General features: G+C 71.4%; 8 protein-coding genes. 2 read left to right on the forward strand and 6 right to left on the reverse strand.

Annotated elements, in window-relative coordinates; translation table 11 throughout:
• Positions 1 to 25: 25 nt before the first annotated feature.
• Genes argF through argB form a run of 3 tightly spaced genes read right to left on the reverse strand, consistent with a single transcriptional unit; the run spans position 26 to position 3,014 of the window.
• Positions 26 to 949, reverse strand: coding sequence for an ornithine carbamoyltransferase (gene argF, locus VMS22_13935; GenBank protein HXJ35127.1), 924 nt, complete (start codon positions 947 to 949; stop codon positions 26 to 28).
• Positions 946 to 2,133 carry an acetylornithine transaminase gene (locus VMS22_13940; GenBank protein HXJ35128.1) on the reverse strand — a complete coding sequence of 396 codons (1,188 nt, stop codon included), beginning with the start codon at positions 2,131 to 2,133 and terminating at the stop codon, positions 946 to 948. Before VMS22_13940 ends, argF begins: the two co-directional genes overlap by 4 nt.
• A complete protein-coding gene (gene argB / locus VMS22_13945; protein ID HXJ35129.1) occupies positions 2,130 to 3,014 on the reverse strand; it encodes an acetylglutamate kinase in 885 nt (294 codons plus the stop codon). Before argB ends, VMS22_13940 begins: the two co-directional genes overlap by 4 nt.
• A 182-nt stretch (positions 3,015 to 3,196) precedes the next feature.
• Between argB and VMS22_13950 the strand changes: the two genes are divergently transcribed.
• Positions 3,197 to 7,150 carry a penicillin acylase family protein gene (locus VMS22_13950; protein HXJ35130.1) on the forward strand — a complete coding sequence of 1,318 codons (3,954 nt, stop codon included), beginning with the start codon at positions 3,197 to 3,199 and terminating at the stop codon, positions 7,148 to 7,150.
• Entirely contained in the window at positions 7,147 to 8,523 is a 1,377-nt protein-coding gene (locus tag VMS22_13955) for a tetratricopeptide repeat protein (protein HXJ35131.1), read from the forward strand. The genes VMS22_13950 and VMS22_13955 overlap by 4 nt, the downstream gene beginning before the upstream one ends.
• A 6-nt stretch (positions 8,524 to 8,529) precedes the next feature.
• Here VMS22_13955 and VMS22_13960 read toward each other — a convergent pair whose 3' ends face one another.
• The 3 genes from VMS22_13960 to VMS22_13970 are packed head-to-tail and all read right to left on the reverse strand — an operon-like array spanning position 8,530 to position 13,696.
• Positions 8,530 to 9,555 carry a fatty acid desaturase gene (locus VMS22_13960; protein ID HXJ35132.1) on the reverse strand — a complete coding sequence of 342 codons (1,026 nt, stop codon included), beginning with the start codon at positions 9,553 to 9,555 and terminating at the stop codon, positions 8,530 to 8,532.
• A complete protein-coding gene (locus VMS22_13965; GenBank protein ID HXJ35133.1) occupies positions 9,555 to 10,211 on the reverse strand; it encodes a lysophospholipid acyltransferase family protein in 657 nt (218 codons plus the stop codon). Before VMS22_13965 ends, VMS22_13960 begins: the two co-directional genes overlap by 1 nt.
• A gap of 56 nt (positions 10,212 to 10,267) precedes the next feature.
• On the reverse strand, positions 10,268 to 13,696 hold the full coding sequence (locus tag VMS22_13970; protein HXJ35134.1) for an adenylate/guanylate cyclase domain-containing protein: 3,429 nt from the start codon (positions 13,694 to 13,696) through the stop codon (positions 10,268 to 10,270).
• Positions 13,697 to 13,701 lie beyond the last annotated feature (5 nt).

Raw genomic sequence — 13,701 nt, forward strand, 5'->3', positions numbered from 1 at the left:
CGCGCGGGGTCGTGTGCTATTGCCGTCAGGCAGCGCCCAGGAGCCAGACGAGAATGGCCTTCTGTACGTGGAGGCGGTTCTCGGCCTGGTCGAAGACGACCGAGCGCGGGCCTTCGATGGCGGAGTCGGTGATCTCCTCGCCGCGGTGCGCCGGCAGGCAGTGCATGACGAGCGCCGTCGGCTTGGCGAGCGCGATGAGCGCGTCGTTGATCTGGAAGCTCTTGAAGACGCGGCGGCGCGCTTCGGCCTCGGCCTCCTGCCCCATGCTCGTCCAGACGTCCGTATAGAGGACGTCGGCGCCCTTGGCGGCGGCCGCCACGTCGTGCGTGATCGTGACCCGCGCGCCGGCCTCGGCCGTGATCGCGGGATCCGGCTCGTAGCCCGCCGGGCACGCGACCACGACGTCGAAGTCGAGCCGCGCGGCGGCGTCGATCCACGAGTGCACCATGTTGTTGCCGTCGCCGATGAAGACGACGCGCAGGCCGGCGATGCGTCCCAGTTGCTCGCGCAGCGTGAGACAGTCGGCGAGGACCTGACACGGGTGGTGCAGATCCGAGAGGCCGTTCACGACCGGAACCCGAGCCCAGGTCGCGAGGTCGGTCACGCTCTGGTGCAGGAACGTCCGCGCCAGGATGACGTCGACCCAGCGGTCGAGGTTGCGCGCGATGTCGCGCGTCGGCTCGCGCTCGCCGAACTTGATGTCGCCCGCGGCGAGGTTGACGGCCGCGCCGCCGAGCTGCACCATCCCGACCTCGAAGGTCACCCGCGTGCGCAGGCTCGGCTTCTCGAAGATCATCGCGAGCGTGCGCCCGGCGAGGAGCGGATGTGCCTTGCCCGCCTTGAGCTCGCTCTTGAGCCGCGCCGCGAGATCGAGGACGGCACCGATCTCGGCGCCGGTGAGATCGCTCACGCGCAGAAGGTCGCGCTTGGTGCCCCGTCGGCTGCTCACGCAGCCTCCAGCGCCGCATCCAGAATGCCCGTGCCCTCGTCGATCTCGGTGGCCGTCACGACGAGCGGGGGCGTCACGCGGAGCACCCGATCCGCGGTGCAGTTGACGAGGAGGCCGGCCTCGCGACAGCGGCCGACGACGGCGGCGCCCGGGCCGTCGAGCAGGAGCCCCTGCATGAGGCCCACGCCTCGCACGGCCTGGATGCGCCGGTGGCGCGCCGCGATTGCGTCGAGCCGTGCCCGGAGCAGCGCGCCCACCTCCGTCGCGTGGGCGAGGAGCTTCGGCTCGGCGATCGTGCGGACGGCCGCGACGGCGGCCGCGCACGCGAGCGGGTTGCCGCCGAAGGTCGTGCCGTGCGAGCCGGGCGCGAACGCGTCGGCGAAGCGCTGCGTGGTCAGCATGGCGCCGATCGGCACGCCGCCGCCGAGCGCCTTGGCGAGCGTCATGATGTCGGGACGCACGTCCTCGCGCTGGTAGGCGAAGAGAGGTCCCGTGCGGCCGAAGCCCGTCTGTATCTCGTCGAGGATGAGGACGAGCTCCCGGCGATCGCAGAGCTCGCGCAGGCCGCGCAGGTAGCCCGGGCGCGGCACGACCACGCCGCCCTCGCCCTGGATCGGCTCGACCAGGATCGCGATCGTCTCCCGGCCGACTGCCGCCTCCATCGCCGCGAGGTCGTCGAACGGCACGAGGCGCACGCCGGGCAGGAGCGGGAAGAAGCCCTGATGGTACTTCTCCTGGCCGGTCGCCGTCACGGTGGCGAAGGTCCGCCCGTGGAACGAGCCGTGCGTCGACAGGATCTCGAATCGGCCGCCGCCGCGCTCGGCGCCCCAGCGTCGCGCGAGCTTCATGGCCGCCTCGTTCGCTTCGGCGCCGCTGTTGCACAGGAACACGCGCTCGGCGAACGAGTGCCGGCACAGGAGCTCCGCCAGCTCGCCCTCGACCGCCGTGTGGTAGTGGTTGGAGACGTGCAGCAGCTCGCCGGCCTGCCGCCGGATGGCCTCCACGACCGCGGGATGGCAGTGGCCGAGGTTGTTCACGGCGACGCCGGCGAAGAAGTCGAGGTAGCGCTTCCCGTCGGCGTCCCACACGACGCAGCCCTGCGCACGCGCCATCGCCACTGCCTGCCGTGCGTAGAGCTGGATCTCGTAGGCGGCGTTGCGGGCGAAGATCTCCGCGCTGGTCATGCGCGGGCGAGCCGCCGTCGCGCGGTCTTCGGCGCGGGGCTTCGGACGACCTCGGTGCCGACGCCGCGGTTGGTCAGGACCTCGAGCAGCAGCGCGTGCCGGACGCGCCCGTCGATCACGTGCGCCTGGCGCACGCCACCGGCGAGCGCGGCGATGCAGCACTCGATCTTCGGGATCATGCCCGCCGCGATGGTGCCGTCGGCGATGAGGGCGCGCGCGTCACCCGTCGCCAGCTCCTCGACGAGGTCCCCATCGCGGCCCCTCACGCCCTCGACGTCGGTGAGCAGCATGAGCTTCTCGGCGCGCAGCGCCTCCGCGATCTCGCCCGCTACGACGTCGGCGTTGATGTTGTAGGTCTGCCCTTCCCGATCGGCGGCGGTCGGCGCCACGACCGGCACGAAGTCGCCGATCGACTCGATGACCTTCGGGTTGACGCCGACGACGTCGCCGACGAGCCCGAGGTCGACGTCGGCCTTGCGCTTGCGCGCAACGATCAGCTCGCCGTCCTTGCCCGAGAGCCCGACCGCCGGTGCGCCGTGGCGGTTGAGCAGCGCCACGATCTCCTTGTTGATCTTACCGACCAGCACCTGCTCGACGATCGTCATGGTCTCCGGGTCGGTCACGCGCAGCCCGCGCACGAACTGCGGCGTGATGCCCGCCTGCTTCACGGCTGCGTCGATCACCGGCCCCCCGCCGTGGACGATCACCGGCCGCATCCCCACGCACTTCAAGAGGGCCACGTCCTGCGCGAACGAGTCCTTCAGCTCGTCGTTTTCCATCGCGTGCCCGCCGTACTTGATGACGAGCACCTTGCCGGCGAAGCGCTGGATGAAGGGCAGCGCCTCGATCAGCACGTCGGCTTTCTCGATGGGTGTCACCAGCGTCTTATGCCGTGCGACGGCCGGTGGCTCAAGGCGGCGCCGGGCCGCGCGCCCCGCATGGCGGCGGGCAAGCGCGCCCTCGGCCCCACCCCCCGCACGCCGCGTCGTGGGTGCTGGCGATCCTTTTTCCTTGACAGCCTGGTTCCCGGCTTGGAAAGCTCCGCACCGAGGGGGAACCGACCATGGCACGTCGACTGCTCGCCATGTCCTTGGTGATCGGAGTTACGAGCCTCGCCCACGGCGCCGCGGTGACGGTGCGGGAGCCCGCCTACGGGCTGCCGCACATCTTCGCCGACACCGACGCCGAGCTGGCGCGGGAGAACGGTCGCGAGATCGCGAAGGATCGCCTGACGCAGCTGATCCTGCTGGCGCGCGTGGGCCGCGGGACGCTCTACCAGGCCTTCTCGCTCCTCGACCCGACCACGCTCAACGGCGACATCGAGGCGCGCCAGACCGCCTACACGTCGTCCGAGTTGAACGGCATGTTCCAGAAGCTGCCGGCGCGCGAGCGCGACGCCATCCTCGAGTACTGCAAGGGCGTGAACGACACGATCGACGCGGTCTACGCGGGAACGCTCCCCGAGCCGATCGAGGTGAACATCCTGCGCAGCTTCCTCGGGATCGGCGACAACCTCTTCGGCAACAAGAACAACCTCTCCGATCAGGTCGATCCCTTCTACGCGCCACCCGGCGGCGAGTGGCCGAACGCGGGCTTCCAGTTCACGCCCGAGCTGGCGGTGTCCATCGGTATCCTCGAGGTCCGGAACTTCGGCCTCGGCGGGTTCGACGAGAACACGCGCCTCGGCGAGCTGCAGGCGCTCATCGCCAAGCACGGCGTCAGCGCCGGCACCGAGATCTGGTCCGACTTGAACTTCGTCACCGATCCGCTGGCGCCCGTGTCGGTCCCCGATCCGACGACGCCGGGCTACGGCGGCCCGGTGGCGAGCCTCTCCGCGACGCCGACCCACCTCGCCGCCGTCGCCGACAAGTATCCGCACTACGACTACGTCACGGCGATGAAGGAGCGCGCGGCCGCGCACCTGGCGCGCGCCGAGCAGGCGGCGGCGCTCGGTGCCTGGCCGAAGCTCGGGAGCTACGCCTGGATCATCGCCCCCGGCAAGTCGTCGACGGGCTACCCGTGGCTCGGCGGCTTCCCGCAGACCGGCATCCAGGTGCCGTCCATCATGCACTTCGCCGAGAACCGCAGCACCGAGGGCAGCGACCATCGGATCCACGGCCTCAGCATGGAGTTCGCCGGCGCGCCGCTGATCCTGATCGGACAGACCGACACGGTCGCGTTCACGACGACGACCGCGCAGCTGCCGATCGTCGACACGTTCCTCGAGCAGATCGTGAGCGAGTCGAGCGACGTCATCCACTACGACGACGAGGGGACGACCGCCCCGCTCAACGTGCGCACGGAGATCTTCGAAGGGACGATCGGCAGCACCAGCCGCAGGTTCTGGCGCTCGCACGATCGCGGGGGCAACCACGGATCGCGCGCCGTCATCGACTTCCTGGGCGACAAGGAGGGCACGGCGGACAGCGGCACCCTCACGACCCTCGTCGACGCCGGCATGTTCGACGCCTCGTTCGTCTCCGGCTACGTCGCGATCGTCGACGGCCAGGGCACGGGCCAGATCCGGCAGATCGGCGCCGTGCCGAACGCCAACACGCTCAGCGTCGCGTCGCCGTGGACGACGGCGCCGAACAACAGCTCGGTCTACGTCGCGGTGCGGCCGGGCCACCAGATCGCCGCCGCCGCGGTCGACAGCGCCGCGTGGCTCGAGGAGACGACCACCGTCCTCGGCTTCGCGCAGTTCCAGCGCGCCGAGTCGATCTTCGACATCCGCGCCGGCGCCCGGATCATGCCGACCACGCACAACTTCTTCGGGGCCGACAACCTCGCCTGGAACGGCGTCGGCCTCATGTCGGGCACGGCCGGCAACATCGGCTACTGGTCGTCCGGCTTCTCCCGCAAGCGGCAGGGCGGCGAGGATCTGCGCCTCCCGCTCGACGGCACCGGGCCGAGCCCGCTCGCGGTCGCGACCGGCACGGTGGCGTCGGCGTCGCCGAACGGCCTCACCGCGGCCGGCGCACCGTTCATGGGCCAGAGCTACGCGCCGCCGTCGCTCAACTTCCGCTACCACAACCCGACCCAGCTCGGCAGCGAGTTCATCGTCATCATCACCGGCGGCACGGGCTACAAGCAGACGCGCCGGATCGCCAGCAACACGAACAACGGCCTCACGATCGAGTACGACTGGGGCGTGACGCCCGCGCCCGGCGACACCTTCGAGGTGCAGGAGATCATCGCCATTCCCGAGGCCATCAACCCCAACGAGGGCTACGTCTCCAACTGGAACAACAAGGCGGCGACGGCCGATCCGGGCGACGGCTTCGGGCGCGAGTTCCGGCACGCGTTCATCCTGGAGCAGCTCCGCGCCGAGAACGCGTGGGATCGCAACAAGTGCCGGCAGCTCAACAAGGACGTCGCCGGCTTCGACGGCAAGGGCAAGCTCGGCCGCTACCTGCTGCCGCGCATCCGCGAAGCGGTCGACCGCGTCGGCAACGGCGGCAACGGCGCCGTCGACTCGGTGCTGGCCGCGCTCGAGGCGCACAATGCGCCGCCCGAGACCGGGCGCAACTTCATCGATCCCGTGCTGGCGACGACGGTGGCGGGCGAAGTCCCGTTCATGAACTCGCTCATCAACCAGCTCTCGACGGCGATCTACGGCGACGAGTACGCGGGCGCGCTCCCGACGCCGTCGGGCGGGCGGGGCTTCAACCTCGTCCAGCACGCCATCGACTCGAAAGAGGGTGATCTGCCCGGCGCGTACCAGCAGGCGTACGGCGGCGACTACTTCAACGGGAAGGGCGCGCTCGACGCCTTCTTGTGCTACCAGGCGCGGACGACGAAGCACACGGCTCGCTTCACGCCCGTCGCGGGCATCTCGCTCGCGGATCGGATCGAGACCCGGCTCTCCGACGCCACGAAGCCGAAGGCCCTGTGCAGCCCCGGCGGCGTCAACGGCGGGACGACGGTCGATCCCGCGACCCGGCTCGAGAGCTACCGGGCCTCGTCGTCGCCGGGACAGCCGTCCCACGTCCGCCAGACGCTCGTGGTGAGCGATCGCTTCGGGACGCTCTCGCTCGACACGCTGAAGCCCGATCGCCTGCTCTTGCCGACCGGCGTCACGCTCGACGCCCCCGCGTCGGCGGCGACGAGCGGCATCGCCGACTTCAAGTGCTACAAGGTCCGCACGACGCCGCAGACGGTCGGCCTCCTGCCCGGCACGCAGCTCACGGTGGCGAGCGAGTTCGACTCGCGCACCTACGACGTGAAGCGGCCCTCGCGGCTCTGCCTCGCGGCGTCGAAGGACGGCAGCGCCGTCGGCAACCAGGCGCAGCACCTCATGTGCTACCGGGTGCGCCGGGCGAACGGCCAGCCGCCGCACCAGAAGGTCGTCGGCCGCATCAACACCGCCAACGACTTCGGTGCCGGGCAGCTCGACACCGTTCGCGAGGACGAGGCGTGCGTGCCGGCGTTCGTCGCCGGTGACACGCTCCAGGGCTGGGAGGTCACGGTCCGCGACGCGTTCTCGACCGCGGCCACCGCCGGCATCCCCGCCGACGGCCCGCGCCCGAACAGCAACTACCGCCATCCGCTGGTCGCCTTGTTCCCGAGCCTCGTGTTCGAGCCGACGCCCCAGGGCAACCGCGGCACGTACGAGCAGATCATCGACGTCGGACCGACGGTGAACGGCGAGTTCATGTTCCCGCTCGGTCAGAGCGGCCTCATCACCGGGACGATCGCCGCGGTGGACACGATCGACCCGAACTTCACCAGCCTGCAGCCCATCTGGCGCGACTGGCGCTTCGTGCCGATCCTGCACGTGAGCCAGGATCTCACCGGCGGCGGGTCGGGCGACGCGGACGGTGACGGCGTGCTCGACGCCTACGAGCGCTGGTACTTCGGCGACACCACGCACGCTGCGTCCTCGGACGACGACGGGGACGGCCTCACGCTGCTCGGCGAGTACCTGGCGGGCAGCGATCCCACCGACGCGGACACCGACGACGACGGCGTCCTCGACGGGTCCGACGCGAAACCGCAGGACCGGAAGATTCAGTGACCCGCAGCGGGTGGCGGCGCGCGGCCGCGACCCTGGCGCTCGCCGCCGCCTGCTACGGGAACACGCTCCGCAACGACTTCGTCTGGGACGATCGTCTGACGGCGATCGCGCCGGCCGGGCTGGACGCGATCCTCACGCGGCGCACCGGCGACTACTATCGTCCGGTCGTCATGCTGTCCTTCGCGGCCGACCGGGCGCTGTGGGGGACGACGCCGGCCGGCTTCCACGCGACGAACCTGGTGATGCACGCGCTCACCGGCGTGCTCGTGGGGGAGCTCGCGGTCGCCATGGCCATCGGGGAGGGGGGCGCGCTGGCGGCCTCGCTCCTGTTCGTCGCGCACCCGGTGCAGGCCGATGCGGTCGCCTACGTCTCGGGGCGCACGGACGTCTTGTGCGCGGTGTTCCTGCTCGCCGCGTTGCTCGCTTGGCGGCGTGCGCGTACGATGCTCGACGGCTGGGCCGTCGCGACCGGCGTGCTCGTGGCCCTCGCGCTCGGGTGCAAGGAGGCGGCGGTGCTGGCGCCGCTCGTCCTGCTCGTACCCGGAGCGCACCCGAACCCGCAGCCGCCGAGACCGATCGTACCGCTCGGCATCGCGACGCTGTGGCTCGTCCTGTGGATGGGCGGCGGTGGGCCGGGCGTGCACCTCGCCGGCGTCGCCGCTCGGCTCCCGGCCATCGCGGCGACCGCACTCGACTACCTGCGCCTGCTCGTGTGGCCGAGCGACCTGCACCTCGAGCGCTTCGTTCCGGTGGCCGGCTGGTCCGCGGGCGTCGCCATCGGGATGTGGGCTGCCGTCATTGCCGTCGCGCTGGCGCTCGCGCTCGCCGCGCGCGGCGCCCCGGGCGGATGGGTGCTGCTGGCGCTCGCCGCCGCGACCTACGCGCCCGTGTCGGGTATCGTGCCCGTGTATCCGGCCATCGCCGATCGGGCGCTCTTCGCCGCGGAGCACTTCCTCTATCTCCCGCTCTGCGGCCTCGTGCCGCTCGTCGCCGCCGTCGCCGCGCGCCGCCTGCCGGCGCGCGCCGGCGCCGCGGGGACGCTCCTGTGCCTCGCCGTCTGGACCCCGCTCGTCGTCGCGCGGAACCGGGACTGGCGCGACGAAGCGACGCTCTTCGCGCACACGCTGCGCTACGATCCGCCGGCGGCGCGGGTCTGGTACGACCTCGGGAACCTCCGGCTCGCGGCGGGCGACTCGGCGGAAGCCGAGCGCCTCTATCGTGCGGCGATCGCGCGCGCGCCGCGCGACGCGGCGGCGTACTTGAATCTCGGCATCGCCCTCGGCCGCCAGGGCCGCCGCGAGGAGGCCATGGCCGCGTATGCCGAGGCGGTCCGGCTCGATCCGAAGCTGGCCGACGCCTTCCGCCGCCCGTGAGGTTGCTCAGCCGGCCGCGGCGTAGTCGAGCCACGCCTGGCGATCGAAGTCGTAGAGCTTGCAGCGCCGCGTGATCGCGACGTAGTCGCGCAGGGCGAGCGGCCGGGGGGCGAACGCATCGTCGCCGAGGGCCTCGAGCGCCCGCGCCGCGCGCGGCAGGTGGTAGAAGGGGATGCGCGGATCGACGTGGTGCGGCGTGTGCACGTACACGTTGTGCCAGAAGAAGTTGAGCCAGCGCGGAATCCGGTAGGCGGCCGTCGCGTCGACCTGGCCCCGCCCGCGCGACCACGTCGCGGCCGTGTACCACGGGATCTCGGGGCCGATGTGATGCACGTAGACCGTGACGCCGATGATCCAGTTGAAGACCAGCCACGGGACGACGAGCGTCTTGACCAACGTCCAGCAAGCGCCGGCGGCGGTGCCGGTGTGCGTCCAGCCCCATGCGAGCGCCAGGAGGCTCGCGGCGCCGGCCGCGACGGCCACCAGCGCGCGATCGCGATGGAACTCGCGCCGGAAGCGACGCGGCGGCACGAGTCGCGTCATGCGCGCCCACCACACCGCGCGAAGATAGTAGAGGCCGGCACCCCAGGCCGACCACTCGAGCCGGTGGAGCCATCGCGCCGGGCGCGACAGCGTGGCGAAGGCCGTGGGCGTCAGCGGATGCCACACGAAGTCGATCCCCGCACGTCCCGTGAATCCGTGGTGGACGCGATTGTGGCCGAGCCGCCACGGCGCGAGCCCGTGCAGGCTCGGGAGGAATGCCATGCGTGCAACGACGTCGCAGAGGCGCGGGCTCGCGAACAGCGCCCCGTGTGCGGCGTCGTGTCCGACGACGAAGAGGGCGCTCGTGCCGAGCCCGGCGAGGAGCCACAGGGGGAGGACGAGCGCCGGATGATCCGTGACCGCGAGGAGCACCGTCGCCGCCAGGTACATGCCGAGGTCGCGCCCGAGGTACGCGAGACCCTTCCAGGCGGGGCGCGCGTAGCACTCCGGCGGGATGGCCGCGACGGCGGTGCGGAGGTCCGTCGCCATCACCAGGGGCTCACCGGCTCGCGGCGGTCGAGGAGGTCGGCGATGTGCGCCATCAGGCGATCGGCCTGCGCCTGGCGCTCGTGGCGGTCGCCCGCGACGGGCGGCGGCGGGAGCGGCCGTCCGAAGGTGACGGACACGCGCCCCGGCCGCGGCAGGCGCCGCGAGCGCGGGAAGGCTTCGAACGCCCCGCGCACCGCGACCGGCACGATCGGCGCACGCGTCGCCGCGGCGAGGCTGATGACCCCCGGCTGGGCGCGCTGCGGGCGGCCGGTCCGCGAGATCGCTCCCTCGGGGAACACGATGAGCGGCTCGCCGGCCGCGAGCACGGCGTGCGCGATCCGCATCGCGCGTGCGTCCGGCCGTCCCGTGCGGATCGGGATCGCGCCGTTCACGCGCAGACCGAAGCCGAGAACGGGCAGGTCGTAGAAGCTGTGGTCGACGACGAAGCGGATGAGACGGGGCAGGAAGTAGCTGACGAACGCCCAGTCGAGCATCGAGACGTGGTTCGGCGCGAGGAGGAACGGTCCACGTCGTGGCAGGTTCACGAGCCCTTCACCGCGCATCCGGAAGTACGTGCGGAACATCGGACGCAGGATGAAGCGGGCGAGGTGGTGCAGCACCGGATGCTTCGCGGGCGCGGTCACCTCGGTGGTCATTTCCCGATGCGAAGGCGCTACCATGGTCCGCGCGCGGCCCGCAATGCGCCTCGCGCTCAGGCGGCGCGATCGACGTCCCGGAGCCGCGTCGCGTCCCAGGCGAGCGCGAGCCGCTCGAACAGGGTCTGCGCCTTCGCGCGGCACGCGGCGGCGTCGAGATCCCCCAGACGGTCGCTCCCGAGGTCGCGGGCGAGCTCGGCGTAGGTGCGCGCCATCTCGGGCTCCGCGCCGAGCGCCGTGCCGACGTCGAGGCTGCGCCGGAAGGCGGCGAGTGCCGCCCGGCGACGTCCGAGCGCCATGTGGAGCCGCCCCACCAGCTGGTGGATCTCGGTGCGCTGGAGCGCGACCATGGCGGCGACCCGCTCGGCGTAGCGCACGGCTTGCTTGGCTTGCGCGGCGGCCGCAGGATCGCCCGCCTCGGCACGCATCGCGAGGTGGCGCAGGCGCGCCGCGGCGTAGGCGCTGCGGTGCCACGGCGGTACCTCGCGCGAGCGGCCGACGATCGTGGCGGCCGCCACGAGACTCTGCGCGGCGCCGTCGAGATCGCCGAGCAGCGTCTGGATCTTCGCCTTCGTGCCGAGGCCGAAGGTGCGCAGCGCGTCCTCATGGCGTCCGGCGAGATAGCTCTCGATCGCGGCGAGCGCCTCGGGAAGCTGGCGCGCTTCGGCGCAGAGGACGGCCTGCATGCCCTCGAGGTTCGCGCCCGCGAACGCGTAGCCGTAGTCGTCGCGCAGATGGCCCAGCCGATCGAGGAGGGCGCCGGCCTCGGCGAACTCGCCGCGGCGCAGCCTCTGATCGCAGCGCAGCCCGAGGTACGTGTTCGCGTCCCAGAGCTGCCCGTAGCGGAGCGCTTCGTCGACGAGCGCATCGTCGACGACGTGCCCGTGCTCCCACTTCCCCTCGAGGTAGTCCTGCGTGAACTCCATCGCGGCGCACGTGAAGCGGTCCTGCACGCTGTCGGGGCGGATCAGCCCCTGGGCGATGGCGAGCGCCCGCCGGCTGACGGCGAACGAGATGCCCGAGTAGCAGAACATGCTCGCGCACGACGCGTACAACGCCCCCGCCTGGTCGATCCGCGAAGCGTCGATGCGGTTCAACTGCCGGAAGCCGGCCACCGTGTCGAAGAAGAGGCGCGTCGGGTCGCTCGTGATCTGGGCCCGGCCCCGGTTGAAGAGCACCTGCCACACGTGGCGCTCGCGGTCCCAGTCGTCGACCCGCCGGGGGCGCTTGAGGCCGAGGTAGAGCTGCCCGATGACGGCGATGAAGTCCATGACGAAGCGCGAGTAGGACTGCGCGGTCGTCTTCGGCACGCGCTCGCCGAAGTACTCGAGCGCCCGGTCGAAGTGCGCGATCGACTCGCTCAGATCGCCGCGGTTCAAGAGCGCGAGCGCGATGTTCTTCTCGAGCAGGGCCTTCTTCCGCGGGTCGCCACCGTCGCCGTGACGGGCGATGAACATCCGCGACGCCTCGCGGAAGAGCGTCAGCGCCTCCTCGGACGCGGCCGAGCGTGCCGCGTCCTCGCCGGCCTTGAACAAGTACTCCTCCGCCTTCTCCAGATGCTCGCCGCGGCTGTAGTGATACGCGAGCTGCCCGTGCACGTCGCCGAGGCGCTGCGCGAAGAGGACCTCGATCGCCTCCGCGACCTTCAGGTGCGCGGCCTTGCGGGTGCGCAGCAGGATCGACTCGTAGACGGTCTCCTGTGCGAGCGCGTGCGTGAAGGCCCACACGACCTCGTCGCCGCTGCGGTCCTCTTCCAGGAGCTGCGAGCGCTGCAAGTAGGCGAGGCCGAACGCGAGCTGCTCGCTTTCCGACGCGACGGCCTGGAGAATGCGGTACGGCGCCTGCCGCCCGATCACGGAGGCGAGCTGCAGGATCTGCCGCGCGTTGTCGGGCAGCCGGTCGACGCGCGCCATGATGACTTCCTGGATCGTCGCGGGGACGACGACGCTCTCGATCCGGTCGGTGACCTGGTAGCCCTGGGGCGTGCGGACGATCGCCTCCTGATCGATGAGGGAGCGGATGACCTCCTCGATGAAGAACGGGTTGCCGTCGGCCTTGGCGAGGATGCGCGTCCATGCCGGGTGCGGCTGGTCCTGGCTCGAGAGGAGGTTGTGCAGGAGCTGGACGCACTGGCGGCCGTCGAGCGGCGCCAGGCGCAGCATCGTGTGCTCGCTCGCGAGGCGGCCGGTGATCTCCTGCTGGACGGCGCCGGACGTGCGCGCGTAGTCGGGACGATACGCCAGCACGAAGACGATGGGTCGCTCGCGGGCGAGGGGGAGCAGGGAGAGCAGGAGCTTGGTCGAGGACTGATCGGCCCAGTGCAGGTCCTCCATCACGACGACGCAAGGCCGCACCGCGGCGAGCGCCACCAGGAGATCGCGCAGGTGCTTCGCGATGAGCCGCTCGAGCGCGTCGCCCTCGATGTCCTTCAAGCGCGCCGCGTGCGCCCCGTCGAGGCGCACGCCGGCGAGCGTCGCGATGAACGGGAACGCGTCGGCGCTCCCATCGCCGAGCGCCGCCGTCACCGCGCGCTCGAGCTTCTCCGCCGCATCGTCCGGCGTGTCCTCCTCGGCGATGTCGGCCCATTGATGCAGCAGGTCGACGAACGGGTGGAAGCGGAGGTTGGCGCCCATCGCGAGCGCGCGGCCCTCGAGCAGCGTGAGGTCGCTGCGCGGGCCGGGTCCGATCGCCTCGTGGACGAGGCGCGACTTTCCGAGCCCCGCTTCGCCGACCACGCTCATGATCCAGCCGCGGCCCTGCGCGAGCGCCGCGAGCCGCGCCTGCAGCTCGCCGACCTCGGCGTCGCGGCCGACGAGGTCCGAGAAGAGCCCTCGCTCCGCGCTCGCGGACCGGGCACCGTAGCGCCGCGCGCGGACGGAGGTGACGCGATACGGCCGCACGGGCTGCTCGATGCCCTTCAAGCTGATCGCCTTCACGGGCGCGAAGTCGATGTCGAGACGCGCGTCGCTGTACGTCTGGGGCCCGACCCAGATCTCGCCGGTGGGTGAGGCGTCCTTCAAGCGCGAGGCGAGGTTCACCGTGTCGCCCATGACGGTGAAGTCGCGCTTGTGCTGCCCGCCGACGTCGCCGGCCAGCACGAGCCCCGAGTTGATGCCGATGTGGATGCCGATCGCCGCCGGCGGCCGCTCGGTCTCGTTGAAGTGGGCGATGCGGTTGCGCATCTCGATCGCCGCGTTGACGGCCTGCCGCGCCGCGTGTTCGAGCGCCTGCGGGACGCCGAAGAGCGCCATGATGCAGTCGCCGATGTACTTGTCGACGTGGCCGCCGTGCTTCGTCACGCATTCCTCGAGGAGCCCGAAGCACTCGTTCATCAGGTCGGTGACGTCCTCGGGATCGAGCTTCCCCGACAGGGCGGTGAACCCCGAGACGTCGGCGAACATGACCGTCGCGTAACGACGCTGACTTTCGCGGGAAGGAGGGGTGGCCATGAGCTCAAGGCCTGATGCGGATCTGACACGCGACATCCTGA

It is taken from the genome of Candidatus Eisenbacteria bacterium (assembly GCA_035577985.1).
Taxonomy (GTDB): domain Bacteria; phylum Desulfobacterota; class Binatia; order DP-6; family DP-6; genus DATJZY01.

Coding starts and splice junctions, on each gene's coding strand:
- VMS22_13940 (HXJ35128.1), bottom strand. CDS start 2,133: ATGACCAGCGCGGAGATCTTCGCCCGCAACGCCGCCTACGAGATCCAG.
- VMS22_13950 (HXJ35130.1), top strand. CDS start 3,197: ATGGCACGTCGACTGCTCGCCATGTCCTTGGTGATCGGAGTTACGAGC.
- VMS22_13960 (HXJ35132.1), bottom strand. CDS start 9,555: ATGGCGACGGACCTCCGCACCGCCGTCGCGGCCATCCCGCCGGAGTGC.
- VMS22_13965 (HXJ35133.1), bottom strand. CDS start 10,211: ATGACCACCGAGGTGACCGCGCCCGCGAAGCATCCGGTGCTGCACCAC.
- VMS22_13970 (HXJ35134.1), bottom strand. CDS start 13,696: ATGTCGCGTGTCAGATCCGCATCAGGCCTTGAGCTCATGGCCACCCCT.